The sequence below is a fragment of the Micrococcus lylae genome (assembly GCF_900163825.1).
Lineage (GTDB): Bacteria > Actinomycetota > Actinomycetes > Actinomycetales > Micrococcaceae > Micrococcus > Micrococcus lylae.
The window spans coordinates 13189-38173 of the sequence record NZ_FUKP01000028.1 but is presented as its reverse complement, the minus strand read 5'-3'; the positions used below and the strand labels follow the sequence as shown (position 1 = coordinate 38173).

Genomic DNA, 24985 nt, shown 5'->3' with positions numbered 1-24985 from the left:
AACGGCCGCCTTCGGGCCTCAGGCCTGGCGCGACCGCTGCGCCAGCCGCTCCAGGGAGCGCTGCGCCGCGGCATCCGGCTGCCAGCGCGCAGCGGACAGGTCGACCCTCGGATCATCGTGTCCGCGCAGCGGCGTCCCCTCGGTCTCCCAGTGTCCCTTCGCGACGACGGCCAGCTGAGTCGGCAGGGACCCGTCAGCCCGCACCACGCGCCACCAGGGCGTGCCCTCGGCAGACTCCGCCATGGCCCTGCCCGCCTGACGGGCGCCGCCGACGCCGAGCAGGGCGGCCAGGCCGCCGTAGGCGACGGCACACCCGGCCGGGATCAGCCACGCGGCGGCGGCGAGGGCCTCGAGCACGGTGAGGGGGCCGTCGTCGGGAAGGCCGGGGACGGCAGGAAGGGAGCCGTCGCCAGGCAGGCAGTCCCCGGCGAGCGGCTGTGCAGGAGGGGTCTGAGCGGTGTCCACAGGCCCATCCTGCCGTGTCCGTCGACGCGGTAGCGTGGAGGCCGTGAACTGGCATGAGCAGATCCGGGCAGGGTTCGACCTCGAGACGACCGGCCGCGACCCCGCGAAGGCGCTGATCGTCACCGCGACGATCGTCATGGTGGACGGCGCGGGCCTCGCCCGCTCCAGCGCCGAGTGGCTGCTGGACCCGGGTGTGCCGATCCCGGACGAGGCCGCCGAGGTACACGGGGTCACCACCGCGAAGGCACAGGCTGAGGGCATGCCCGCCGCTCAGGGCGTCGCCGAGATCCTCGAGACCCTGCGTGACCTGTTCCGCGCCGGCATCCCGGTGATCGCGTTCAACGGCGTCTACGACTTCACGGTGATGGACCGAGAGGCCCGCCGCCACGGCCTGCAGCCGCTGGAGCCGACGCCGGTGATCGACCCCTTCGTCCTGGACCGTCAGATGGACCGCTTCCGCAAGGGCAAGCGCACCCTCTCCGTGGTGTCGGAGCACTACGGCGTCACCCTCGAGAACGCCCACACCTCCGCCGCGGACGCCCTCGCCGGCGTGCACGTGGCGGACGCCCTGGCCCGCAAGTACGACGCGCTGCGCATCGACCCCGCCGACCTGCACGAGCGCCAGGTCACCTGGAAGGCCGAGCAGGCCGCCAGCTTCGAGGAGTACCTGCGCCGCAAGGACCCCCAGGCCACCGTCTCGCGGGCCTGGCCGGTCGAGCCGCAGGCCTGAGGCCGCCGGCTGCCCCGCCGCCCGGCTCGGCCAGGCCGCGCACACCACGAACAGTCGTGACGTCCGTGATACGACGACGGCGCCCCACCTCGAGCAGGTGGGGCGCCGTTCGTCTGTGCTCCGGTCCGGGAGGCAGCGGCTGCGGATCAGCCCTGCGGCGTGGCCTGCGCCGCGGCCTCGGCGGCGGCCGGCAGTGCGTCGAGGACCTGCTGGACGGCGGCGTCGTCGTGGGCGGCGGAGACGAACCAGGCCTCGAACACCGAGGGCGGCAGGTACACGCCGGAGGCCAGCATGGACTGGAAGAACGGGGCGTGGCGGAAGACCTGTTGGCCCTGGGCGTCGGCGTAGTCCTTGACGCCGTCGGCCGAGGTGCCGAAGGCGACGGAGAACAGGGTGCCGGCACGCTGGATGGAGTGGTCCACGCCGGCGGCGGTCAAGGCTGAGGTCAGGCCCTCGCGGATGGCGTCGGAGGCGGCGGCCACACGGGCGTAGACGGCCTCGTCGGCGTGCTCGAGGGTGGCGTGGCCGGCGGCCATGGCGACCGGGTTCCCGGAGAGGGTGCCGGCCTGGTACACCGGGCCGAGCGGGGCCAGGTGGTCCATGATCTCGGCGGAGCCGCCGAGGGCGGCCGCGGGCATGCCGCCGCCGATCACCTTGCCGAAGCACCAGATGTCCGGGGTCCAGCCCTCGACCTCGCCGAACAGTCCCCAGCCGCCGGTGGCGGTGGCGCGGAAACCGGTGAGGACCTCGTCCCAGATCAGCAGCGCGCCGTGCTTCGCGGTGATCTCGCGCAGGAAGCGGTTGAACCCGTCGCCCGGCTCCACCACGCCCATGTTGCAGGGCACGGCCTCGGTGATCACGGCGGCGATCCTCTCGCCGTGCTCGGCGAAGACGGCCTCGAGCGCCTTGGGCGAGTTGTAGTCCACCACGATGGTCTCGGAGGCGGCGGCCTCGGTGACTCCGGCGGAGCCGGGCAGGGCCTGGGTGGCGACGCCCGAGCCGGCGGCGGCGAGCAGGCCGTCCGAGTGGCCGTGGTAGCAGCCTGCGAACTTCACGATCAGGTTGCGGCCGGTGACGCCGCGCGCCAGGCGGATGGCGGTCATGGTGGCCTCGGTGCCGGTGGACACGAAGCGCACGCGCTCGACCGGCACGCGGGAGGCGATCAGCTCCGCCAGCCGGGTCTCGCCCTCCACGGAGGTGCCGAAGGACAGGCCCGCGTCGACGGCGCGGTGGACGGCCTCGACCACGGCGGGGTGCTGGTGGCCCAGGAGCATGGGGCCCCAGGAGCAGACGAGGTCCACGTAGCGCTTGCCCTCGACGTCGGTCAGGTACGGGCCCTGGGCAGAGGCCATGAAGCGGGGCGTGCCGCCGACGGAGCCGAAGGCGCGGACGGGCGAGTCGACGCCGCCGGGGATGACGGCCTGGGCTGCGGCGAAGGCCGCGGCGTTGGTGGTCACAGTGACCCCTCCTTGATCCAGCGGCCGAGCTCGGCCGCGTAGTAGGTGAGCACGGAGCCGGCGCCGGCGCGCCGGATGGAGAGCACGGACTCGGCGATCGCGGCGCGGCGGTCGATCCAGCCCTGGGCCGCGGCCGCCTCGATCATCGCGTACTCGCCGGAGATCTGGTAGGCGGACACCGGGACGTCGGCCGTCTCGGCCACGTCGCGGACGATGTCCAGGTAGGCCATGGCCGGCTTGACCATCACCATGTCCGCGCCCTCCTCCAGGTCCAGGCAGACCTCACGCAGCGCCTCGGTGCGGTTAGCCGCGTCCATCTGGTAGGTCTTGCGGTCGCCGGTGAGCTGGGAGTCGACGGCGTCCCGGAACGGTCCGTAGAACGCGGAGGAGTACTTGGCGGCGTAGGCGAAGATCACCGCGTCGGTGTGACCGGCCGCGTCGAGGGCCTCACGGATGACGCGGACCTGGCCGTCCATCATGCCGGAGGGGCCGAGCACGTCCGCCCCGGCCTCGGCCTGGGCCACGGCCATCTGCCCGTAGATCTCCAGGGTGGCGTCGTTGTCCACGGCACCGTCCTCGCGGAGCACGCCGCAGTGCCCGTGGTCGGTGAACTCGTCCAGGCAGAGGTCGGACATGACCAGCAGCCCGTCCCCGACCTCGGCCTTCACGTCCGCGATCGCCCGGTTGAGCACGCCCTGCGGGTCCAGGCCGGCGGAGCCGGTGGCGTCGCGGGTCTCGGGGACTCCGAAGAGCATGATGCCGCCCAGACCCAGTTCGGCGGCCTCGGCCGCGGCGGCCTTGAGGGAGTCCGTGGTGTGCTGCACGACGCCCGGCATCGAGGCGATCGGCAACGGCTCGTCCGCCCCCTCCTTGACGAAGGCGGGCAGGATCAGCTGGGACGGATGCAGGCGGGTCTCGGCGACCAGCCGACGCATCGCCGGGGACTGGCGCAGGCGGCGCGGACGCTGCAGCGGGAACGGCATGGGGACGTCATCTCCTGTCAGAGAGTCTTTCCGGGGGCCCGGACGGGCCGACGGTCCAGCCCTCCACTGTACCGAGACGCCACCGCCGCCCGCAGGAGAAGGCGGACAGCCGTCGTCGAGACGAGCCCGGCCCCGCCGATAGGGTGGGACCATGACCTCCCCCTCCGCCGGCACACGCATCGCCGTGCTCATCGACTGCGACAACGTCTCCCCGTCCTACGCCTCCCTGATCCTGGAGGAGCTGGCCAGCCACGGCACACCCACCATCAAGCGGGCGTACGGCGACTGGACCACCACCAACCTGAACGGCTGGAAGAAGACGCTGTCCACGCTGGCGATCCAGCCGATGCTGCAGATCGCCAACACCGTGGGGAAGAACTCCTCGGACTCCGCCCTGATCATCGACGCGATGGACCTGCTCTGGATGGGCAACGTGGACACCTTCGCCATCGTGTCCTCGGACTCCGACTTCACCCGCCTGGCCATGCGCCTGCGTGAGTCCGGCAAGCGCGTGATCGGCCTGGGCGCCCGCAAGACCCCGGCTTCCCTGCGCAACGCCGTGGACCAGTTCGTGTACCTCGAGCTGCTGGCGAAGGCGGCCGAGGACGAGCAGGCCGAGAAGCGGACCGGTGAGGCCGCCGACGAGGCCGAGGACTCGAAGCCCTCGGGACGCTCCCGCTCGCGCGGCGGCCGCGGCTCCGGCACCAGCGGGGCGAAGAGGAAGGCGGAGACGAAGGACGAGACGGACGCGGCTGCCGCCGAGGAGACGAAGCCGGCCAAGGAGCCCGCGAAGCCCGCGGGTTCGCGTGCAGACGACGTCACCCCGGCGTTCTCCGATGCCGAGCACGCCGACGACGCCCCGCGCATCAACCTGCAGTCCGCCCTGGTCAAGGCCATCAACGCCACCTCCGGCGACGACGGATGGGCCTCCCTCGGCGTCATCGGCCAGCACCTGTCCCGCACGCACGTCGACTTCGACCCGCGCGACTTCGGCTTCCGCAAGCTCTCGGACCTGGTGGAGGACCAGTCCTACCTGCAGACCCGCACCGAGGGCCGGACCATGGAGGCCGCCGTCAAGGCCCGGCGCCGCCGCAGGGCGGAGGGCTGATGGCCGGACCCGAGTACGCCGGGGCGGACACCGCGGCGGGCGCCGGGCGGTCAGGGGCGGTGCGCCGCGCGCGTTCGCTGCTGGCGATGCTGCGCAACCCGAAGCTGCGCCGCAGCCTCGGCGCCGTGTTCTCCGGGACCGCGACCGCCGACGACGCCGGTCCCCTGCGCGGGGCCGTGTCGCTGGGTGCGGTCGAGCTGTCCGAGGACGGCGCTCCCGTGTTCGTCGAGTCTTTCCTGGGCGAGGCCGTGGCCGACCTGGACCGGGTGCTCGGCCCGCTCGCGGTGCTGGACGGCGCGCGGATCGACGTGAAGGACCTCGCCCTGGACGCCGTGGACGACGCCGTCCGCGCCGTGGCCGTGCGCGTGCTGGATGAAGGCGAGCGGGTGACCGAGTCGGAGCTCAACGGACGCCTGCGACTGTTCGTGCAGGACGTGGCGTTCTTCCGCCGGCACGCCTTCGACCTCGGCGTCTACGAGCGCGCCGCCGACGGCTCGGCCTACTGGCGCGTGGAGGGCTGAGCGGGGCTGGACGGCGGCTGACCGGGCTTCGTGTCAGGAGTGTCTTGCGTGTATGGAAGGCACCACCGCGTTGCGTGGATCGAAGGCACCGCCGCGTTGCGTGTATCGAAGGTGGGCCGAAACCGCTCTGATCGGGCCGATCTCGCCCAACTTTGATACATGCAAGGACGTCCGACCAGGAAACAGTCCTGCAGGTCCTGAACCCCGCCCCGCAGGTCCTGACCTGTCACGGCCGCACGGCCACGCCCCATTCACCTCGGCGATACCCTGCGCTCACCTGGGATTCCTACGCTGACCGGCATGGCCAACGAACTCGAGTTCCTCAAGGGCGTGGACAAGCTGCATGCCTTCTACACCGAGAATGTCAGGATGCTGGCCCACGCCTACGACCTGACGGACGAGGAGGCCTCGAACCTGCTCTACCAGCACGACTTCCAGAACGTCTCGCGCTCCATCCTGCGGCCGCCGCGGGTGGACGTGATGGCCCCGCCGCCGGAGAACTGACCGGGGCTGCACCGGGCACACGGCCACGCCCGCCGCTCAGGCGATGCGGGTCAGCTGGATGAGCACGACCTCGGTCTCGTCCGGCAGCGCCCCGCCCCAGAACTCCTCATGGGCCGCCCGCCAGGCGCGCACGTCCCGGTGGCCCTCCCCCTCCGCCACCACGTGCCAGTGCGGCACCCGGCCCAGGGGCACCACGGTCACGCCGGTGACCTCCACGACGGCCGCCACCTGCCCGGCCGAGTCCAGCACACGCTCCCGCGTCCCGGCCCGCGGCAGCGGCTCCTGCGCAGCCTCGTAGTCCCGCAGCAGCGCGGAGGTGGCGGTCTTCTCCCCGGCCAGGATCGCCGCGACCAGCGCATCGCGCAGCGGACCGGGCTCGGCGTACTCGCCGTCCACCTCTGCAGTGCCGCCCGCCTCCTGAAGGCTCAGCCCATGCCCCAGCGCACGCAGGATCCCCTCGGCGTCCGGCGTCTGCGCCACGGCCGACAGCTCCAGCCCCAGCCGCCGCGCCTCCGCGGCCGTGGGCCGGCCGATCGCGACCAGGCGGCTGGTCAGCCGCACCCGCTCGTCGTCCAGCCCGTGGTGCGTGGCCAGCTCGCGGGCGGCCGAGGGGCTCGTGAGCACCACATCGTGGCCGGCCAGCCCCGCCACCGGCACGACGACGGCACCCGCCTCCGCCATCTCGCCCACCGGGGCATCGTGGCCCGTTCGCGCTGCACGGTGGCCCGGTCGGGCTGCATCGTGGCTCGCTCGGGCTGCGCCGTGGCTCGCTCGGGCTGCGCCGTGGCCCGGTCGGGCTGCGCCGTGGCCCGGTCGGGCTGTGCGCGCGGACCCCGCCCCGGGCGCCGGCCCGGCGGTGTCCCCGCGACGGTCGAGCTCGCCGGCGTGGTCGGCCCCGCCCTGGGGTTCGGGCAGCAGGCGACGAAGCGGGTCGGCCGGGTAGGGCACGGTCCGGTAGGCCTCCACGCGGGCGACGTGCCAGCCCTTCGCCTCCAGGCCGGAGGTCAGCTCCCCGGTGGCCAGCGCGGACTGCGGAAGCAGCACCAGGGACGCCGGGGCCTCATGGGGGTCGGAGACGTCCGCATCGACACCCTGCGGAACGGCACCCTGCGGAACGGCGACGTCCGCATCGGCGCCCTGCGGAACGGACCGGTCACCGGCGTCCCCGGCGACGTCCGCTCCGTCGGCCATCATGGCGGCGTCTGCGGCGCAGCGGCCTGCAGGCTCCACGGACGGGAAGTCGGCCAGGATCCCGGCGGCCGACGCCTGCTCAGGCATCCACGGCTCGGCGGTGCAGCCCAGCTCGGCCAGAACCCGCGCGGTGCCGGCTCCGGTCACGGCCACCTTCGTGCTCCCGCCGACCCCGCCGGTCCAGCCGGCGGCCTGCAGGGCGCGCACGGTGTTGGGACTGGTCAGCACCAGCCATGCGCACTCCCCCGCCTCCACCCGGGCCACCACGGCCCGCAGAGGCCCCGGCTCGCCGGACAGCTCGAAGTCCGTCAGCGGGCAGAAGCGGACGTCCAGCCCCGCCGCGGCCAGGTCCGCCTCCACGGCACCGGCCTGAGCCGGCTGCCGGGTGAGCACCAGCGGTCTGCGTCGCACACCGGCAGTCCGCCCGGTGGCCACGCCTGCCACGGGACCACACCCACTCGTCCCCGAGGACCCCTGCCCGGCGCCCGGGCGAGGGCCCTCGAGACGGTGCGGGTCCGACGTCGTCATGTGCGGGGTGCCCCGAGGATCAGGCACCGGTGCCGCGGACGGTTCCCGGCAGCAGGTCGGCGCCCTCGGCGATGAACCCCTCGGCCATGTGCACGCCCAGCGCACCGGCCGCCGTCATCAGGGTGTCCTCGAGCCACTCGGCCGACTGCTCCGGCTCCGCATTCACCTCCTGCGGCACCGCGTCCAGCTGCACCGAGGAGGTGCGGCGCAGGATGCGGGAGCCGTCCAGCGCGGCGACCATCGCGTCCATGACGATGCGCGGGGCGGCGGCACCGGCCTCGTCCTCACCGTCCTCCACACGGGCGACCGCCCCGATCGGCGCGGCGCAGCCGGCCTCCAGGCGCAGCAGCAGGGCGCGCTCGGCGGTCACGGCGGCATGGGTGTGCAGGTCGTCCAGGCGGGCCAGGCCCTCCCGCAGGCGTCCGGCCGGCGTGGTCGGGTCCAGCAGGGCGTCGCCCACGATGCCGTCGTGGAGCGCACGGACCTCCACCGCCAGGGCGCCCTGGCCCGGGGCCGGGAGCATGACGTCCGGGTCGATGCGCTCGGTGATCACGTGTTCCAGGCCGAGACGGTCCAGGCCGGCGCAGGCCAGGACGACGGCGTCCAGGTCCCCGCGCGGGGAGCCGGCGGCGGCCGGGGCGTTGTCGTCGTGCTGCTCCAAGCCCGGCACACGGGCCAGGCGGGTCTGCACGTTGCCGCGGATGTCCACGAGCTCCAGGTCCGGACGCAGCGCCTTCAGCTGCGCCACACGGCGCGGCGAGCCGGTGCCGACCCGGGCTCCCTCCGGGAGGGTCTCCAGGGTCAGGCCGTCACGGGCGCACAGGGCGTCCCGCAGGTCCGCACGCGCCGGGACGGCGATGATCTCCAGGTCCTCCGGCTGAGCCGCCGGCAGGTCCTTGAGCGAGTGCACGGCCATGTCCACCACGCCGTCGAGGATCGAGGCGCGCAGCGCGGAGGCGAACACGCCGGTGCCGCCCAGGGAGGCGAGCGAGCCGGTGGTGACGTCCCCGTCGGTCCGGATGATCACCAGCTCGTGGTCCAGGCCCGCCTGCTCGGTCAGCGCCTGCGCCACCGTCCGGGTCTGGGTGGTGGCCAGCGCAGAGCCGCGGGTGCCGACGCGCACGGACATGGTTCAGGCCTCCTCGACGTCGGCGGCGGTCTCGGCTGCCGGGGCCCCCTCGGACGCCTCGGCGCCTCGGCCGTGCTCGGCCAGGCCGCGCACAGCGGCGTCCACGGCGGAGGTGGTCGGGCGGACGGAGCCGTCCCGCATGACCTTCACGCAGCAGTCCGGGCGGCAGACGTCCGGCCAGGCCGGGAAGCAGCCGACGGCGGCGCGGCCGGCACGCAGGCCCATGCGCTCCTCGACGATGTCCACCAGGCCGGACACGAAGCGCGCGTCGGTGCCCGGGGTGCCGGTGCGGCGGAAGCCGACGCCCAGCTCGGCCGCGGTGTCCTTCGCCTCGGTGTCCAGGTCCCAGATGACCTCCATGTGGTCGGACACGAAGCCGAGCGGGACCACCACGAAGCCGGCCACGGCACGGCCGGAGGCGTCGGTCTGCGCCCCCTCGCCGGCGAGCGCCTCCATGGCGTCGTTGATGTCCGGCTCGAGCCACGGCACCTGCGGGGAGCCGGAACGGGACTGGTAGACCAGCGACCACTCGACCCCCTCGGCCTCCGGGACGCCGGCGAGGATCTCGCGGGCCACGTCCAGGTGCTGCGCCGAGTACAGGTCGGCGCCCTCGGCCTCGCCGGCCTCCGCGCCAGCCTCGGAGGCCAGCTGCGCGGACAGCTCGCGCGGGCCGGCGGCCTCGGCGTCGGCGGTCGGGATGGAGTGGGTGACGAACAGGACGTGGATCCGGGCGTCGTCGCCCAGCTCTCCGCGCAGGGAGAGCAGGTCCTCACGCAGGCCGTCGCGGAACGGCTCCACGAACCCCGGGTGGTTGAAGTACTGGCGGGTCTTGTCCAGGTCCACCGTGCCCTCCAGGCCGGTCTTCTCCATGGCCATGCCCATGTCCTCGCGGTACTGGCGGCAGGACGAGTAGCAGGAGTAGGCGGAGGTGGTGACGGTCAGGATGCGGCGGTGGCCGTCGTCGACCATCCGCTGGAGGGTGTCCGGGAAGTACGGCTCCCAGTTGCGGTTGCCCCAGTAGACGGGCAGATCGTGGCCGCGGCGGTCCAGCTCGCCCTCGATCGCGGCGATCAGCGCACGGTTCTGGGCGTTGATCGGGCTGACGCCGCCGTTGGTGCGGTAGTGGACGGCGACCTCCTCGAGGCGCTCGTCCGGGATGCCGCGACCGCCGGTGACGTTGCGGAGGAACGGGAGGACGTCCTCCTGGCCCTCGGGGCCGCCGAAGGAGGCGAGCATGAGGGCGTCGTAGGTCTTGGGCGCCATGGTGCCGCAGACGTCGTAGTCGACGCCGGCGGCGGCCTCCGGGACCTGCCGGACCGGGCGCTCGGCGCCGTCCGGGTGGTGGTGCGTCGGGGACAGGCTCATCAGGCGAGGACCTCCAGGATCTCGGCGGTCTCCACGCGGCGGCCGGTGTAGAACGGCACCTCTTCGCGCACGTAGTGGCGGGTCTCGTTGTCCCGCAGATGGCGCATCATGTCCACCAGGTCGGTGAGCTTCGGGGCCTCCAGCCCGAGCAGCCACTCCCAGTCGTTCAGGGCGAAGGCGGACGTGGTGTTGGCCCAGACCTGCGGGAAGTCGCGGCCGAGCAGGCCGTGTTCGCGCAGCATGCGGGCGCGCTCCTTCGGATCCATGGTGTACCAGTCGTAGGAACGCACGAACGGGTAGAAGCAGAGCCACTCGAGGGGCTCGCGGCCCATGGCGAACGCCGGGATGTGCTCCTTGTTGAACTCGGCCAGGCGGTCGGCGCCCATCGCGGAGAGCACGATGTGCGTGCCGGCGAACAGGCGGGTGCGGCGGATGCGGCGGATCGCAGCCTGCAGGTCCTCAGGGACCTGGCCGTACATCCACACCATGACGTCGGCGTCGGCGCGCATGCCGGAGACGTCGTAGGTGCCGCGGACGGTCACGCCCTGCTCGCCGAGCTCGGCGACGAGGGCGTCGAACTCCTGCACGGCGTCCTCCGCCTGCGGACCGTCGAGCGGGGCGGGGCAGGAGCCGTCGTTCGGGCGGGCGAACACGGTGTAGGTGGTGAACCAGTCCTTGCCGGCCAGCGGGTTCGGCGCGTTCTCCTCGGTGGCGGCGGCGTCTGCGGTGTGCTGGGTGTCCTGCACGGGGATCACTCTCTTCCTGCTGCGGGGGTGATGGGGTCGAAGGAGCCGAACCGGCGGTCCACGGCCTCCACGATCGAGGCCAGGCCGGTGCCGTCGGCCCAGGCGCCGACCACGTCCACGCCGTCGGTGGCCTCGGCGTAGGCGGTCAGCGCCTTCATGGCGGTGCGGGCGGGGCCGGACTGCGGCGGGATGGCGTCGCGCCAGCGGACGACCATGTGAGCGGCCACGTCCTCGGCTGCGAGGTCCACTCCGGTGAGCACGGCGGCGTCGGCGATCGCCTGCTCCACGAGCTGCTCGTCCGCGGTGCGGTAGCCCAGCTGGTCCGGGCCGCCGCCGTGCCGGCCGTAGGAGAGGCGGAGCACGTGGCGGTGCCGGTGGCGGGCGGTGCCGTCCTCGCGGTCGCGGCGGACGACCTCGGCGAGCCACTCCCACTTGGCGGTGGCGTGGGTGAGCGCCTTGGCGCCCACCTCGGTGCCCTCGGCCACGAGGACTCCGGTGCCGCGCGGGGCGCAGTCGAGCCCCTCGGCGTCCACCACGAGCGTCACCAGGGCGACGCCGTCGGCCGGGTGGGGGCCGTCGTCGGGGTCGAGGGCGCCGTGCGAGGCGGGGGCGAGCAGCTCCCAGGCGTTGGGGCCGTCCACGGCGAGGACGATGCGGTCGGCTTCGAGCCCCCGGAGGACCTCCTCGTTGCGATCGCTGATCTGCGCCCACCACTGGCCGCGCTCGTCGAAATGCTTCAGGGCGGCCACACGGACGCCGCGCAGCACGGTCACGCCGGTGTCCCGCAGCCGGGCGATCAGCCGGGTGGTCAGGATGTTCATGCCGCCGTCGAGGCCGGCCACGAGGGAGCCCGGGGTGTGCTGGCCACGCAGTGCGGCGACGCCGGCGGACAGGCTGCCCTGCTCCACGAAGGCCTCGAGCAGACCCGGGGCCACCCGGTGCACGGCGACGGTGGAGGGGTCGGCGGAGTGCACCCCCGCCACCACGGGGGCCACGAGGCGCTGCAGCACCTCGTCGCCGAGACGGTCGGCCACCAGCTCGCCGAGGGTGATCTCCTCGCCGGCGGCGATGCGCTCGGCCCAGTCGCCCACCTCGGCGGTCAGGTCCTGGCGTGCGCGCTCCAGGCCGGCGGCGGACAGGGCCGCGGCGGTGTCCTCGGCGTCCAGGTCCCCGGGGATGCCCAGCAGGCCCAGCCGTGGAGACGGGAACGAGCCCTCGGCGGCGTGGATCCAGGACCCGCCGGCCGCCGGGGACATGATGCGTTCGTAGATGTCCAGCTCATGCAGCAGCTCCTGGACTGCGGTGCCGCGCAGCGCGAAGGCCTCCGCTCCGCCGTCCAGCTCCAGCGTCTGGTCCTGCACGGCGCCGTGCTCGTCTTCGGACGGCACGGTGAGGTAGCGCGGCGAGACGGCGCCGCCGAGCACCGAGGTGGCCTCGGCGAGGGTGACTTCCCAGCCGGACTGGCGCAGGCGCAGCGCGGAGAGCAGGCCGGCGATGCCGCCGCCGATCACCAGGGCCGTGCGGGGCGCCTGGTCCGCAGCGGGGGCCACCGGGGCCGGGATCTGCTGCACAGAGATGTCCGGGACCTTCATGCGTGCTCCTCCCCCGAGGCGGGACGCTCGGGCACGTCGATGGAGTGGATCAGCTCGACCACGCGGGTCAGCTCGGTCGGGTCGGTCTCCGGCGGGACGCCGTGGGCCAGGTTGACCACGTGTCCCGGCGCAGCGGCGCCGGAGGCGACGACCTCGCGGACGTGGGCCTCGAGCACCTCCCAGGGGGCGCCCAGCAGGGCCGGGTCAATGTTGCCCTGCAGCGGGACGGCGCCGCGGCCGTCCGGGCCCGGGTTCGCGCAGAGGCGACGGTGCGCCTCGGCCAGGGTGAGGCGGTGGTCCACGCCGACGGCGGACGCGCCGGCATCGCGCAGGTGGTGCAGGAAATCGCCGGTGCCGATGCCGAAGTGCAGCAGCGGGACGCCTCCGACCACACCCGGTCCGGCCAGGTCGGCGACGGCCTCGAAGGCGGCGGCGGAGTGACGCTGCACGTGGGCACGGTAGTCGGCCGCGGAGAGCGAGCCGGCCCACGAGTCGAAGAGCTGGGCGGCGGAGGCGCCGGAGACGATCTGGGCGCGGAGGAACTGGCCGGACACGCGGGCGGCCCAGGACGCCAGCGCGTTCCAGGTCTCCGGGTCGGCGTGCATCATGCGGCGCGGCCCGAAGTGGTCGCGGGAGGGGCGGCCCTCCACCATGTAGGCGGCCAGGGTGAACGGCGCGCCGGCGAAGCCGATGAGCGGGCGGCTGCCGAGCTCGCCCACGGTGAGCGAGACGGCCTCGCGGATGACGTCGAGGGCGGAGTCCTCGAGCTCGGGCAGTGCGGCGACGTCCGCGGCGGTGCGCACCGGGTGGTCCAGGACCGGCCCGACGCCCGGGACGATCTCCACGCCGATCCCGGCCAGGCGCAGCGGGACCACGATGTCCGAGAAGAAGATGCCGGCGTCCACGTCATGGCGGCGGACCGGCTGCATCGTGATTTCCCTCACAAGGTCGGGCATGAGGCAGGAATCGAGCATCCCGATGCCCTCGCGCACCTTCTTGTACTCCGGCAGCGAACGGCCGGCCTGGCGCATGAACCAGACGGGGTGGCGCTCGGGGCGGGCGCCGCGCAGCGCGGTGATCAACGCCGAATCGGCCGTGGATCGCGCGGATTCGGTGGTGCGCAACGGATGGTCGGCCGGCAGGGCTGCGGCCGCCGTGGACGGGGTCTGAGCAGAGGTCTCGGCGGACATGCCCCCCATTCTTCCATCGAAAGCGATTCCGGGCCCGTGGACGACGACGGCCCACCTCGCCCCACGTGACGGCCGTCACCTCAGCGTCGCCCTATCTGAGCGGATGCCCCGCTGCAGGTGAGGTGCGCCTCGGTGACGGAAGGACCGGCCCCGGCTAGGATGGACGGCGCTGTGACACTCTTCTCGCTGATCGCCTCGCACAAGGACGTCCACCTCGACACGGTCGCCCGCCTGTCCGCCGGTGCCGCGTCCGTGCTCTCCGCCCTGCCCGCCTCCGGTGCCGGCGGGGCCGTCGTGCTGACCACGTGCAACCGCGTGGAGGTCTACGCCGACGCGGACAACGGCGACGTGTCCGGCACCCACAACACCCTCGTGAAGGCGATCGCCGCCGAGACGGACCTCCCGTACGCCACCGTGGACGGCACCTTCCGCCTGCTCGGCGCCGACGCCACCGTCCGCCACCTGTTCGAGGTCGCCTCCGGCCTGGACTCCGCCGTGGTCGGCGAGCGCGAGATCGCCGGACAGGTGCGCCGGGCCCTCGTCGAGGCCCGGGAGGCCGGCACCGCCACGGGCCCGCTCGTCCGCCTGTTCGAGGGCGCGACCCGCGCGGCCAAGGACGTGGGCTCCCAGACCGCTCTCGGCGCCACCGGCCGGTCCGTCGTGACCGTGGCCCTGGACCTGGCCGAGGAGCTGCGCGGCGTCGTCACCGAGGAGGAGGCCGAGGACTTCTGGGCCGAGGCGAACGTGCTGCTGATCGGCACCGGCTCCTATGCGGGCACCACCCTGTCCCAGCTGGCGGACCGCGGCGCCACCGCCGTGGCCGTGCACTCCTCCTCCGGCCGTGCCGAGCAGTTCGTCGCCGATCGCGGCGGCTGGGCGATGGCCTTGGGCGGCGAGAGCATCGCCGGGGCACTGGCCGAGGCCGACGTGGTGATCGGCTGCTCCGGGTCCGGCCGGCAGGTCTCCCCTGAGCAGCTCGTGGCCCTCCGTGAGGGCGCCCGGCATCCGGTCACCCTGCTGGACCTGGCGCTCACCCGTGACTTCGACCCCGCCGTGGCGGACCTGGACCAGGTCGACCTGATCACCCTCGAGGACGTCCGCCTCGCCGCACCGGAGCAGGCCGCCTCTGCCGTCTCCGAGGCACGCACCCTCGTGGAGGGCGCCCTCCGCGACTTCACCGACTCCCAGCGCGGCCGCACCGCAGACGGCGCCATCCGCGCCCTGCGCGAGCACACCCTCGCGGCCCTGGACACCGAACTGGAGCGCGTCCGCCGCCGCCACGGCTGCACCGCACCGGCCGAGGAGATCGAGTTCGCCCTGCGCCACATGGTGCGCCAGCTCCTCCACACCCCCACCGTCCGCGCCCGGCGCATGGCTGCCGAGGGACGGCTGGACGAGTACGAGCGCGCGCTGCAGGCGCTGTACGACATCGAGGTGCCCGCCGCCGCTCCGATCCCGGACTCGCCGTCCGCCTGCCCGGTCCCCCATCAGGACGCGGACGGGCAGAGACGCACCGCATGAGCGGCCACACCCGCGCGGCACGCCTGCCCCGGGCCGAACGCCGCCGGCAGCTGGTGGAGGTCGCCCGCGCGCTGTTCGTGGAGCACGGCTACGCGCAGACCTCCATGGACCAGATCGCCGAGTCGGCGGCCGTGTCCAAGCCGGTGCTCTACCAGCACTTCCCCGGCAAGCACGAGCTCTTCCTCCACCTGCTCGACGTCGAGGTCGAGGCCTTCGTCGCACAGATCTCCGAGGTGCTGTCCTCGGACCTGGACAACAGGCAGCGCACGCGCCAGACGGTGACCGCGGTCTACCGGTATGTGTCCGACCCGAGCCGCCGCCACCGGTTGCTGCTGTCCTCCGGCCGCACCCACGACCCGGACGTCCAGCAGCGCGGCGAGGTCATCGAGGGCACCCTGGCCCGGCACATCGCCAAGCTGCTGCAGGAGGGAGCCACGGTCTCCGTCGAGGAGGCCGAGCTGGTCTCCCGCGGCCTGGTGGCCTGCATGATCGAGGCCGCCCGCTGGTGGGCCGACGAGACCGACGAGGCCTCCCGTCCCACCCTCGAGCGCGCCGCCGAGGTCACCTTCACCATGCTCTGGCGCGGCCTCTCCAGACTCTGAGCACGCCCCGCCCCGACAGCGGGGCGCCACACACGCCCCGCCCCGCCGACGGGGGCCCCACACCGCCCGCGCCCCGCGGACGGACCTGTTCCGGCCCCTGTGTTTCGCCACGGGGTGAAACGCCTCCCGTGCCCTGCCTGCCGCCGCGCCCCGTGCCCTAGTCTAAACGGGAACAGAGCCGTTCCGGACGCGCGCGGCCCCGGCCCCGCCGTCCGACGCAGACCGCAGACCCCTGTCCTAGGAGGACCCCATGGAGATCCGCATCGGAGTGCAGCACTCGGCCCGCGAGGTGACTCTGGAGACCGAGCACACCGCCGAGGAGGTCCGCGAGCGCGTGGCCGCCGCGATCGCCGACGGCTCCCTGCTCCAGCTGGACGACGCCAAGGGCCGCACCGTGCTCGTGCCCGGCGAGAAGATCGCCTTCGTCGAGATCGGCGCCCAGAAGGCCGGCCCGCTGGGCTTCGCCGCTCGCTGAGCCGACGGGCGAAGGGGCCTGACCCATGCTGCTGCCCGCACTCGGCGTCCACGGCGCCGGTGAGGACTCCGCCCTCACCGCACGGCTGACCCGTCTCCGCCGGGACCTCGAGCTGCCGGACGCGTTCCCGGACGACGTGCTGGCCGAGGCCGAACGTGCCGCCGAGGACGTCCTCGGCTCCCTCGGGCAGGACCCCGAGCGCGTGGACCTCACCGACGTCCCCTTCGTCACGGTGGATCCCGCCGGGTCCACCGACCTGGACCAGGCCGTCTTCATCGAGCGCACGGACGTCGGCGTCCGCGTGCACTACGCCATCGCCGACGTCCCCGCGTTCGTGGCCCTCGGCGGGGCCATCGACGCGGAGGCCCGCCGACGGGGCCAGACGGTCTACCTTCCGGACGGGCGTGTCCCCCTCCACCCCGAGCGCATCAGCGAGCACGCCGGCTCCCTGCTGCCCGAGCAGGAGCGCCCCGCCTACGTCTGGTCCATGGACCTGGACGCCGAGGGCGTCCTCGGGGCCGTGGAGCTGGTCCGCGCACGGGTGCGCTCCCGCTTCCAGCTGACCTACCCGCAGGTGCAGGCCCTCGTCGGGGACGAGTTCCCGGCGGGCGGGGCACCCGGGGGCGGTGCCGTCGTCGGGAAGGACGGGCGGGCCCCGGCCGACGTGCCGGACCTGCCCGAGGATGTTGTGGCCTCGTTGCGGCTGCTCCCCGAGGTGGGCCGGCTGCGGCGCGCCCAGGAGGCGGCCCGTGGCGGCGCGTCCCTGAACATGCCGGACCAGGAGATCCACGTGGACGAGTCCGGCGCCTACCGCCTCGTGCAGCGCAACCCGCTGCCGGTGGAGGACGACAACGCCCACGTCTCCCTCATGACGGGGATGGCGGCGGCCCGCATCATGCTCGACGCCGGCGTCGGCATCCTGCGCACCATGCCCGCCCCGGACGACGAGGCGATCGCCGAGTTCCGCTCTCGCGTGGCCGCCCTCGGCCTGCCGTGGACCCACGAGCAGGACTACGGCGCCTACCTGCGCACCGTGGACCCGACCGCACCCCAGGGCCTGGCCGTCCTCCACGCCGCCACCGCCCTGTTCCGCGGCGCCGACTACACCGCGTTCGACGCGTCCTCCGACGACCCTGAGCTGCACACCCCGCCGGAGGACCCGGAGCAGGCCGCCCTGGCCGCCCCCTATGCCCACACCACCGCTCCGCTGCGCCGCCTGGTGGACCGCTTCGTGCTGATCGTCTGCCATGCCCTGGTGCAGGGCCACGAAGTGCCCGCCGAGGTGCGGGCCGCCCTGCCGGAGCTGCCCGCGCTGATGGCGGACTCGGGGCGCCGCGCCTCCCAGGCCGACCGGGCGGCCGTGGACCTCGTGGAGGCCGCAGAGCTGACCGCCCACGTGGGCGAGGAGCTCGCCGGCACCGTGGTCCGCACCCGCGGCGAGGACTCCGTGGACGTGCAGCTCGTGGACCCGCCCGCCTACCTGAGCGTCCCCGCCGGTGCCGCCCCCGGCGACGAGGTGCGCGTGCGCATCGACTCCGTGGACGTGGCCTCCGGTCAGGTCGACGCGTCCCTGGCCGGAGGCCGCTGAGGCTCCCTGCCGTCCGCTCCTTCCGGCGCGCCCGCAGGCCGAGGGGCTAGACTGGCCCCCGACGACCGCGTCCCCGCAGTCGTCGTGACCACTGGATGACCGGTCGCACCTGATCACCTGTACTGCCGAATCCGGCGGCGCCTCCCCACCGTGGGGGACGGCCGAGACCGGGTTCCCGGGGCGGGGCCACGAGGCCTTGCGGCTCCGGTGTGTTCTCCCCGCGATCGGCTTCCCCCTGCAGCGCGCACACGGCGCGAGCCCGCACGCACGGGCCCGGAGGCATCCGGCCGCCCGCGCCGCGGACCGACGCCCCGCGCGCCCGAGAAGGAAACGGGAGCGTGAGCATGAGCGACACACCCACCACCCAGAACCCCGAGACCACCCCGGACAGGGCCGCCGAGGAGATGGCCGCCGTCGAGGAGATGGCCGCCGAGACCGTGACCCCTGACGAGGTCCCGGCCGTCGAGGAGAAGACCTTCGCCGACTACGGCGTCTCCGCCGAGATCGTGGACGCGCTGTCCGCGCGCGGCATCACCCATCCGTTCCCGATCCAGTCCATGACCCTCCCGGTCGCCCTGGGCGGGCATGACATCATCGGCCAGGCCAAGACCGGCACCGGCAAGACCCTCGGCTTCGGCATCCCCGCCCTGCAGCGGGCCGTCGGTCCGGGCGAGCCCGGCTGGGACAGGCTGGAGAAGGACGGCTCCGCCGGCGCCCCGCAGGCGCTCATCGTGGCACCGACCCGCGAACTGGCCGTCCAGGTGGCCGGCGACCTCACCGAGGCCGCGAAGAACCGCTCGCTGCGCATCGCCACCATCTACGGCGGCCGCGCCTATGAGCCGCAGATCGAGGAGCTGGGCCGCGGCGTGGAGATCGTGGTCGGCACCCCCGGCCGCCTGATCGACCTGATGCGCCAGCGCCACCTGCGGCTGAACCTGGTGAACACCGTGGTGCTCGACGAGGCCGACGAGATGCTCGACCTCGGCTTCCTGCCGGATGTGGAGACCCTGCTGGCCGCCGTGCCGCAGGTCCGCCAGACCATGCTGTTCTCGGCCACCATGCCGGGTCCGGTGGTCGCCATGGCCCGCCGGTACATGACCCACCCGACGCACATCCGCGCCACCGACCCGGACGACGAGGGCCTGACCAAGAAGGACATCCGCCAGCTCGTCTACCGCGCCCACCACATGGACAAGGACGAGCTCATCGCCCGTGCCCTGCAGGGCGAGGGCCGCGGCCGCACCATCATCTTCACCCGCACCAAGCGCACCGCCGCCCGTGTGGCCGACGAGCTGACCAAGCGCGGCTTCGCCGCCGGCCCGCTGCACGGCGACCTGGGCCAGGGCGCCCGCGAGCAGGCGCTGCGCGCCTTCCGCAACGGCAAGATCGACATCCTGGTGGCCACCGACGTCGCCGCCCGCGGCATCGACGTGGACGACGTGACCCACGTGTTCAACTTCCAGGCCCCGGAGGACGAGAAGACCTATGTCCACCGCGTCGGCCGCACCGGCCGCGCCGGCAACAAGGGCATCGCGGTGACCCTCGTGGACTGGGAGGACATGCCGCGCTGGTCCCTGATCGACAGGGCCCTCGGTCTCGGCCAGCCCGAGCCGGTGGAGACCTACTCCTCCTCCCCGCACCTGTTCGAGGACCTCGGCATCCCGAAGGGCACCAAGGGCCGTCTGCCGAAGGACAAGCGCACCCTCGAGGGCCTGGACGCCGAGCACGTCGAGGACCTGGGCGGTCCGGGCTCCGCAGCGCGCGGCGGCCGCAGCTCCGAGCGCGGCGGTCGCGGCGGCGGCCGGGGCCGTGGACGCGGTCGTGGCCGCGGCGGCGAGGCCCGGGGCCGTGGTGGCGAGGGCCGGAGCCGCGACAGCGAGCGCGGCGAGTCCGGCGAGTCCCGCGGCCGACGCGGCGGCGAGGGTCGTGACCGCTCCGAGGGCGGCGAGCGCTCGGGTGAGGGCGGGGGCGGGGGCCGTCGCAGGCGCTCCCGCGGAGGCCGCAACCGCACCCGCCGCCGCAACGGCGAGGTCGTGAAGGGCGGCGAGAGCGCCCCGAAGACCGAGAGGTGACCCTCCCCCGCGCACGTACTGGTGAGGACTCACCGTCATCACGGGTCCTGAGGGGCTCGAGACGGCGTGTCCTCACCAGTTGGGAAGCGGGTCGCCTTAGTATCCGGACGCCGACGACGGCGGCGCACCTGACGCTGTCAGGTGCGCCGCCGTCGTCGTCTCGTCTGCCGCGCCCGGGGCATGGCCTCCGGGTCCCCAGACCTCGTCGTCTCCCCGCGGCGCCGCTGGGACACGGCGCCCGCTCAGCGCAGGACGTCCGTCCCGGTTGCCTGACGTTCGATCTCGGCGAGCACCTCGGGTGCGGTGAGGTTCTCCCCCAGCCGGTTGGGCTTGCCGCTGCCGTGGTAGTCCGAGGATCCGGTGGTGAACAGGCCGTGGCGCTCGGCGATGCCGCGGAGCACGGCGCGGGCCTCGTCCGGGTTGTCGCGGTGGTCCACCTCAAGACCGCCGAGGCCGGCGCCGATCATCTCCTCGAAGGTCTCCATGCCCACCACCCGTCCGCGGGCCGAGGCCAGCGGATGCGCGAACACGGGGACTCCGCCGGCGTCGCGCACGAGGCGGACGGCGTCGGCCGGATGCGGCGCGTAGTGCGGGACGTAGTACTTGGAGGAGCCGGCGAGGATGGAGCGGAACGCGGCGGTGCGGTCCGGGACCACGCCGATCCGCACGAGGGCATCCGCCAGGTGCGGTCGCCCGATGGTGGCTCCCTCCCCCGCGTGCTCGAGCACGTCGTCCCAGGTGAGGTCGAAGTCCTCGGCGAGGCGCTCCACCATCATCTGCGCGCGGTGCAGGCGGGCGTCGCGGGCGCGGGCCATCTCGGCGTTGAGGCCGTCGTGCTCCGGGTCGTGCAGGTAGGACAGCAGGTGCACGGAGACGCCCTCGTCCGTGCGGCAGGACATCTCCATCCCACGCACCAGCAGCAGGCCGTGCCTGCGGGCCGCCTCCTCGGCCTCGGCCCAGCCGGCGTTCGTGTCATGGTCGGTGAGCGCCAGCCCGTCCAGCCCCGCCGCCGCGGCCGCCGCCACGAGCTCGGCGGGAGACTCGGTGCCGTCCGAGACGGTCGAGTGCGTGTGCAGGTCGAAGCGGGGCGTGCTCATGACCCCAGCCTACGGGGCGGAGCCTGCTGCCGGTCCCCGCGGCAGCGCCCCGAGTGCGGCGCCCGGTCCCGGGTGACAAGATGGACGGCATGACCGAGCAGAACAGCGAGAAGACGACCCTCGAGACCTCCGGTGCCGAGCAGGAGCGCCAGCCGCTTCACGAGCGCGTGGAGAACCGCTCACAGCGCCCGAACTCGGACGCGTTCCGCGCGTTCATGGGTTCCCAGTGGGCCCCGGCGCGCACCGAGCTGCCGGAGGCGGACGCCTCCGCCGAGCACGCCGCCCGCCGCCGTGCCGCGGTGTCCGAGCGCTTCCAGGGCGAGCGCCTGGTGATCCCGGCCGGCCAGCTGAAGGTGCGCTCGAACGACACGGACTACCGCTTCCGCCCGCATTCGGCCTTCGCCCACCTGACCGGCCTGGGCGTGGACCACGAGCCGGACGCCGTGCTCGTCCTCGAGCCGACCGACGCCGGTGCCGGGGACGAGGGCTCCTCCCACGCGGCCACCCTCTACTTCCGACCGCTCGCCGGCCGGGACACCGAGCAGTTCTACGCGGACGCCCGCTCCGGCGAGTTCTGGATCGGCCCGCGCCCGACGCTGGCCGAGATGGCCGCCCGCACCGGCCTGCGCACCGCCTCCCTCGAGGAGCTCGAGGTGGCCGTGACCAAGGATGCGGGCTCCCCTGCCGCCGGTCAGGTCCAGCTGCGCCTGCTCCGCTCGGACGACGCGGACATGCTGCAGCTGGTGGAGTCCACCCGCTCCGCCGCGGGCGTGGACCCGGCCGAGGCCGAGGCGCAGGACGGCGAGCTCGCCGAGTTCGCCTCCGAGCTGCGCCTGGTCAAGGACGAGTGGGAGATCGAGCAGATGCGCGAGTCCGTGGCCGCGACCATCGCCGGCTTCGAGGACATCGTCCGCGTGCTGCCGCGGGCGATCGGCCACCACCGCGGTGAGCGCATCGTGGAGGGCGCCTTCTTCTCCCGTGCCCGCCTCGAGGGCAACGACCTCGGCTACGACACCATCGCCGCCTCCGGCAACAACGCGACCATCCTGCACTGGATCCGCAACACCGGCGACGTGCAGGACGGCGAGCTGCTGCTGGTGGACGCCGGCGTGGAGGCCGACTCCCTCTACACCGCGGACATCACCCGCACCCTGCCGGTCAACGGCACGTTCACGGACATCCAGCGCAAGGCCTACCAGGCGGTGCTGGACGCGGCGGACGCGGCTTTCGCGATCGTGAAGCCGGGCATCCGGTTCCGCGAGATCCATGCCGAGGCCATGAAGGTCCTCGTCTCCCGCCTGCACGAGTGGGGCCTGCTGCCGGTCTCCGTGGAGGAGGCGCTGTCCGAAGACGGCCAGCACCACCGCCGCTGGATGCCGCACGGCACGAGCCACCACCTCGGCCTCGACGTGCACGACTGCGCCCAGGCCAAGCGCGAGCTCTACCTGGACGGCGTGCTCGAGCCGGGCATGGTGTTCACCATCGAGCCGGGCCTGTACTTCAAGGAGGAGGACCTGGCCGTGCCGGAGGAGTACCGCGGCATGGGCATCCGCATCGAGGACGACATCCTCGTCACCGAGGACGGCGCGGAGAACCTCTCCGCCGCGCTGCCGCGCACCCCGGACGAGGTCGAGGCCTGGATGAAGGGCCTCCAGCAGCACTGACGCCCAGCATCACGACGACGGCCCCGCACCGTGCCGAGAATCGCTTCCGGCGGGTGCGGGGCCGAGTCATGTCCGGGTCGGCCAGGTCATGTCCGGGCCGGTCAGGTCATGTCCGGGCCGGTCGGGTCAGCGGCCGGAGCCTCCCTGCGGCGGCTCGGGCGGCTGCTGTCCGGGGGTGCCGCCGCGGGCGGCGATGATCCGGTCCACCTCCTCCTGGGACAGGCGCAGGCCGTAGGTCCTGTCCAGACCCTGCGGGGCACCGTCGGCGGAGGCGGAGCCGTCGGCCTGCTGTCCGTCCTGCGCCGGCTGCGCCGGCTGGGCCTGCTGCCCGTCCTGGGTCTGCGGCCCCTCGGCCGGCCTCTGCGCCTGCGGCGCCCCGTCCTGCTGCACGTGACCGGCCTGGCCGCCCTGGCCGCCCTGGCCCTCATGCGGGGTCTGGCCCGGCTGCGGCCCCTGCGGCGCGGGGACCTGCTCGGACCCGTCCGGACCGGAGGCGCCCTGCGGGGCGGAGGCCGGTGCCGTCGTCGGGACGCCCTGCTGACCCTGCTGGGCCGACTGGCCCTGCGGACCCGGCTGGACCGCGGCGGGCACGGCCTGACCGGTCCCGGCGTTCAGGACGCCGCGGGCGCGGCCGGCGTGCTCGAAGGCGACCACCACGTCATAGGCGGCCGGGACGACCTGCTGGGTGGAGGCGAAGCCGTTGCTGTCCTTGCGCATCGCGAACGCGATCACGCCGAGGATCATCCACAGGCCCACGCCGAGCAGCGCGGAGAACAGGATCTGCTGCGCGCCGCCCTGGGGAGCGATCAGGTACATGAACAGGCCGATGAGCGAGCCGAAGAGCAGTCCGCGCAGGCCCGCGGACAGCGCCACCTGCGGATAGGACATCCGGCCGCGCACCCGCTCGACCACACGCAGGTCCTTGCCCACGATCGTCACCGCGGTGGGCGGGACGTCTCCCTGGACCAGCTTCTCCAGCTGCTCCTGGGCGGCCGCGCGGGTGGTGTGGGTGGAGACGAGCTCGCCGCGGGGCAGGCCGTCGTCACGGGAGGCGTTCGGTCCGGACATCATGAAGGACATGTGCCCATTCTGCCGTGTCGGCCCGCACACGGACGGGTCGGCGCGGCCCTGTACGCCCAGGGCCGATCTGGGACGGCACGCACCGGACGACTAGGCTGGACCGGTGAGCTCCTCCAAGATCTTCGTGGCCCGGCTGCTGGGCCTGGACGTGTTCGACCCGCTCGGCGACCGCCTCGGCCGCCTGCGGGACGTCGTGGTGCTCGACCGCGGGCTGCGCAACGCACCGCTGGCGATCGGCCTGGTGATCGAGGTCCCCGGCAAGAAACGCGTGTTCGTGCCGATGACCCGCGTGACGTCCATGGACTCCGGGCAGATCATCACCACCGGCCTGATCAACCTGCGCCGGTTCTCCCGCCGCGGCGCCGAGCAGACCGTGGCCGCCGACCTCTTCGACCGCCGCATGACGCTGCTGGACGGGGAGGGTGAGGTCGTCCTCGAGGACGCCGGACTGGAGCAGCAGCGCAACGGCGACTGGCTGATGACCGAGCTGTACGTCCGCAAGGACGCCGGGCGCAGCACCTTCGGCCGCCCCCGCGGCGAGCACCGGCTCATCGCCTGGAACGAGGCCCGCTGGACCTCCGGCGCCGAGCCGCAGGGCGCCACCAGCTTCGTGGCCCACCATGAGGACCTCAAGCCCGCCGACCTGGCGGACATGATCCATGACATGCCGGCCAAGCGCCGCGTGGAGGTCGCCTCCGAGCTGCAGGACGAGCGCCTCGCGGACGTCCTCCAGGAGCTCCCGGACGACGACCAGGTGCAGATCCTCTCCCACCTGGACATCGAGCGCGCCGCGGACGTGCTGGAGGAGATGGACCCGGACGACGCCGCCGACCTGCTCCACGAGCTGCCGGACAGCCAGCAGGAGCTGCTGCTCGAGCTGATGGAGCCCGAGGACGCGGACGACGTGCGCCGCCTCCTGGAGTACGAGGAGGACACCGCCGGCTCCGTCATGACCCCGGTGCCGGTGATCATGGCCCCGGAGGACACCGTGGCCGAGGCCATGGCGACCATCCGCCAGCAGGAGATCTCCGCGGCCCGCGCCTCCCTCGTGCTGGTGGTCCGCCCCCCGCTGGAGACCCCCACCGGCCGCTACCTCGGCGCCGTGCACTTCCAGCAGCTGCTGCGCTACCCGCCGCCGGAGCCGCTGGGCAACATCCTGGACAAGGACCTCGAGCCGGTCTCCGACCTCGCCCCGATCGCCCATGTGACCCGCGAGCTGGCGACCTACAACCTCACCTGCATCCCCGTGGTGAACGAGCAGCAGCGCGTCGTCGGCGCCGTGACCGTGGACGACGTGCTGGACCACATCCTCCCGGAGGACTGGCGCGCCATGGACCCCGAGGACCTGCCGAACCCGACGACGAGCACGCAGTAAGG

The 24985-nt window shown here is 73.7% G+C and carries 22 protein-coding genes; 11 read left to right on the top strand and 11 right to left on the bottom strand.

The window, feature by feature from the left end:
• Positions 1–18 precede the first annotated feature (18 nt).
• The gene (locus FM125_RS04515; protein ID WP_245829801.1) at positions 19–465 is read right to left on the bottom strand and encodes an MGMT family protein; all 447 of its coding nucleotides are present in this window, start codon (positions 463–465) and stop codon (positions 19–21) included.
• Between the two features lie 43 nt (positions 466–508).
• On the opposite strand from FM125_RS04515, the gene FM125_RS04510 reads away from it, so the two are divergent.
• Positions 509–1195: a 3'-5' exonuclease gene (locus FM125_RS04510; RefSeq protein ID WP_070637813.1), complete on the top strand. Its 687-nt coding sequence runs from the start codon at positions 509–511 to the stop codon at positions 1193–1195.
• 146 nt (positions 1196–1341) lie between these two features.
• Here FM125_RS04510 and hemL read toward each other — a convergent pair whose 3' ends face one another.
• Positions 1342–2652 (bottom strand): glutamate-1-semialdehyde 2,1-aminomutase, encoded by a 1311-nt coding sequence (gene hemL / locus FM125_RS04505; protein WP_070637733.1) that lies wholly within the window; start codon positions 2650–2652, stop codon positions 1342–1344.
• A complete protein-coding gene (gene hemB / locus FM125_RS04500; protein ID WP_087133776.1) occupies positions 2649–3635 on the bottom strand; it encodes a porphobilinogen synthase in 987 nt (328 codons plus the stop codon). Before hemB ends, hemL begins: the two co-directional genes overlap by 4 nt.
• Before the next feature lie 151 nt (positions 3636–3786).
• On the opposite strand from hemB, the gene FM125_RS04495 reads away from it, so the two are divergent.
• The 3 genes from FM125_RS04495 to FM125_RS04485 all read left to right on the top strand — a co-directional run bounded on the left by FM125_RS04495 (position 3787) and on the right by FM125_RS04485 (position 5768).
• Entirely contained in the window at positions 3787–4743 is a 957-nt protein-coding gene (locus tag FM125_RS04495; RefSeq protein ID WP_070637730.1) for an NYN domain-containing protein, read from the top strand.
• The gene (locus FM125_RS04490) at positions 4743–5264 is read left to right on the top strand and encodes a DUF2087 domain-containing protein (RefSeq protein WP_087133775.1); all 522 of its coding nucleotides are present in this window, start codon (positions 4743–4745) and stop codon (positions 5262–5264) included. The genes FM125_RS04495 and FM125_RS04490 overlap by 1 nt, the downstream gene beginning before the upstream one ends.
• A gap of 300 nt (positions 5265–5564) precedes the next feature.
• On the top strand, positions 5565–5768 hold the full coding sequence (locus FM125_RS04485; protein WP_067189054.1) for a hypothetical protein: 204 nt from the start codon (positions 5565–5567) through the stop codon (positions 5766–5768).
• Positions 5769–5804: 36 nt separating this feature from the next.
• On the opposite strand, the gene FM125_RS04480 is transcribed toward FM125_RS04485, so the two are convergent.
• From FM125_RS04480 to hemE, 6 genes are all read right to left on the bottom strand, one after another.
• Positions 5805–7370 carry a uroporphyrinogen-III synthase gene (locus tag FM125_RS04480; RefSeq protein WP_180525349.1) on the bottom strand — a complete coding sequence of 522 codons (1566 nt, stop codon included), beginning with the start codon at positions 7368–7370 and terminating at the stop codon, positions 5805–5807.
• Positions 7371–7506: 136 nt separating this feature from the next.
• Positions 7507–8616, bottom strand: a complete 1110-nt coding sequence (gene hemC, locus FM125_RS04475) for a hydroxymethylbilane synthase (RefSeq protein WP_087133773.1) — start codon at positions 8614–8616, stop codon at positions 7507–7509.
• A gap of 3 nt (positions 8617–8619) precedes the next feature.
• Positions 8620–9981: a ferrochelatase gene (locus FM125_RS04470; RefSeq protein WP_087133772.1), complete on the bottom strand. Its 1362-nt coding sequence runs from the start codon at positions 9979–9981 to the stop codon at positions 8620–8622.
• Entirely contained in the window at positions 9981–10667 is a 687-nt protein-coding gene (gene hemQ / locus FM125_RS04465) for a hydrogen peroxide-dependent heme synthase (protein WP_067189089.1), read from the bottom strand. Before hemQ ends, FM125_RS04470 begins: the two co-directional genes overlap by 1 nt.
• 65 nt (positions 10668–10732) lie before the next feature.
• Positions 10733–12319, bottom strand: coding sequence for a protoporphyrinogen/coproporphyrinogen oxidase (locus tag FM125_RS04460; RefSeq protein WP_087133771.1), 1587 nt, complete (start codon positions 12317–12319; stop codon positions 10733–10735).
• The gene (gene hemE / locus FM125_RS04455; RefSeq protein WP_425435785.1) at positions 12316–13518 is read right to left on the bottom strand and encodes a uroporphyrinogen decarboxylase; all 1203 of its coding nucleotides are present in this window, start codon (positions 13516–13518) and stop codon (positions 12316–12318) included. Before hemE ends, FM125_RS04460 begins: the two co-directional genes overlap by 4 nt.
• Positions 13519–13680: 162 nt before the next feature.
• Between hemE and FM125_RS04450 the strand changes: the two genes are divergently transcribed.
• From FM125_RS04450 to FM125_RS04430, 5 genes are all read left to right on the top strand, one after another.
• The gene (locus FM125_RS04450) at positions 13681–15030 is read left to right on the top strand and encodes a glutamyl-tRNA reductase (protein WP_087133789.1); all 1350 of its coding nucleotides are present in this window, start codon (positions 13681–13683) and stop codon (positions 15028–15030) included.
• Complete coding sequence (locus FM125_RS04445; protein WP_067189046.1) at positions 15027–15632, top strand: TetR/AcrR family transcriptional regulator; 606 nt, start codon at positions 15027–15029, stop codon at positions 15630–15632. Before FM125_RS04450 ends, FM125_RS04445 begins: the two co-directional genes overlap by 4 nt.
• Before the next feature lie 250 nt (positions 15633–15882).
• Entirely contained in the window at positions 15883–16107 is a 225-nt protein-coding gene (locus tag FM125_RS04440; protein WP_067189044.1) for a DUF3107 domain-containing protein, read from the top strand.
• Between the two features lie 25 nt (positions 16108–16132).
• Positions 16133–17695, top strand: a complete 1563-nt coding sequence (locus FM125_RS04435; RefSeq protein WP_087133769.1) for an RNB domain-containing ribonuclease — start codon at positions 16133–16135, stop codon at positions 17693–17695.
• Positions 17696–18039: 344 nt separating this feature from the next.
• The gene (locus FM125_RS04430) at positions 18040–19767 is read left to right on the top strand and encodes a DEAD/DEAH box helicase (protein WP_087133768.1); all 1728 of its coding nucleotides are present in this window, start codon (positions 18040–18042) and stop codon (positions 19765–19767) included.
• Between the two features lie 242 nt (positions 19768–20009).
• Here the strand turns inward: FM125_RS04430 and FM125_RS04425 are convergent, their stop codons facing one another.
• Positions 20010–20864 (bottom strand): PHP domain-containing protein, encoded by an 855-nt coding sequence (locus FM125_RS04425; RefSeq protein WP_067189040.1) that lies wholly within the window; start codon positions 20862–20864, stop codon positions 20010–20012.
• A gap of 89 nt (positions 20865–20953) precedes the next feature.
• Here FM125_RS04425 and FM125_RS04420 point away from each other — a divergent pair, with 89 nt between their 5' ends.
• Positions 20954–22528, top strand: a complete 1575-nt coding sequence (locus FM125_RS04420; protein ID WP_067189038.1) for an aminopeptidase P family protein — start codon at positions 20954–20956, stop codon at positions 22526–22528.
• 126 nt (positions 22529–22654) lie between these two features.
• Here the strand turns inward: FM125_RS04420 and FM125_RS04415 are convergent, their stop codons facing one another.
• Positions 22655–23608: a YflT domain-containing protein gene (locus tag FM125_RS04415; protein ID WP_087133767.1), complete on the bottom strand. Its 954-nt coding sequence runs from the start codon at positions 23606–23608 to the stop codon at positions 22655–22657.
• A 103-nt stretch (positions 23609–23711) separates the two neighbouring features.
• On the opposite strand from FM125_RS04415, the gene FM125_RS04410 reads away from it, so the two are divergent.
• The gene (locus tag FM125_RS04410) at positions 23712–24983 is read left to right on the top strand and encodes a magnesium transporter MgtE N-terminal domain-containing protein (protein ID WP_067189034.1); all 1272 of its coding nucleotides are present in this window, start codon (positions 23712–23714) and stop codon (positions 24981–24983) included.
• Positions 24984–24985: the final 2 nt, after the last annotated feature.

What these genes read in the sequence shown, in the direction of transcription:
- FM125_RS04495 (WP_070637730.1), top strand. Translation starts at nt 3,787, where the DNA reads ATGACCTCCCCCTCCGCCGGCACACGCATCGCCGTGCTCATCGACTGC.
- FM125_RS04415 (WP_087133767.1), bottom strand. Translation starts at nt 23,608, where the DNA reads ATGTCCTTCATGATGTCCGGACCGAACGCCTCCCGTGACGACGGCCTG.
- FM125_RS04460 (WP_087133771.1), bottom strand. Translation starts at nt 12,319, where the DNA reads ATGAAGGTCCCGGACATCTCTGTGCAGCAGATCCCGGCCCCGGTGGCC.
- FM125_RS04485 (WP_067189054.1), top strand. Translation starts at nt 5,565, where the DNA reads ATGGCCAACGAACTCGAGTTCCTCAAGGGCGTGGACAAGCTGCATGCC.
- FM125_RS04425 (WP_067189040.1), bottom strand. Translation starts at nt 20,864, where the DNA reads ATGAGCACGCCCCGCTTCGACCTGCACACGCACTCGACCGTCTCGGAC.
- FM125_RS04440 (WP_067189044.1), top strand. Translation starts at nt 15,883, where the DNA reads ATGGAGATCCGCATCGGAGTGCAGCACTCGGCCCGCGAGGTGACTCTG.
- FM125_RS04445 (WP_067189046.1), top strand. Translation starts at nt 15,027, where the DNA reads ATGAGCGGCCACACCCGCGCGGCACGCCTGCCCCGGGCCGAACGCCGC.
- hemB (WP_087133776.1), bottom strand. Translation starts at nt 3,635, where the DNA reads ATGCCGTTCCCGCTGCAGCGTCCGCGCCGCCTGCGCCAGTCCCCGGCG.
- FM125_RS04490 (WP_087133775.1), top strand. Translation starts at nt 4,743, where the DNA reads ATGGCCGGACCCGAGTACGCCGGGGCGGACACCGCGGCGGGCGCCGGG.
- hemE (WP_425435785.1), bottom strand. Translation starts at nt 13,518, where the DNA reads ATGGGGGGCATGTCCGCCGAGACCTCTGCTCAGACCCCGTCCACGGCG.
- FM125_RS04435 (WP_087133769.1), top strand. Translation starts at nt 16,133, where the DNA reads ATGCTGCTGCCCGCACTCGGCGTCCACGGCGCCGGTGAGGACTCCGCC.
- FM125_RS04420 (WP_067189038.1), top strand. Translation starts at nt 20,954, where the DNA reads ATGACCGAGCAGAACAGCGAGAAGACGACCCTCGAGACCTCCGGTGCC.
- FM125_RS04430 (WP_087133768.1), top strand. Translation starts at nt 18,040, where the DNA reads ATGAGCGACACACCCACCACCCAGAACCCCGAGACCACCCCGGACAGG.
- hemC (WP_087133773.1), bottom strand. Translation starts at nt 8,616, where the DNA reads ATGTCCGTGCGCGTCGGCACCCGCGGCTCTGCGCTGGCCACCACCCAG.
- FM125_RS04470 (WP_087133772.1), bottom strand. Translation starts at nt 9,981, where the DNA reads ATGAGCCTGTCCCCGACGCACCACCACCCGGACGGCGCCGAGCGCCCG.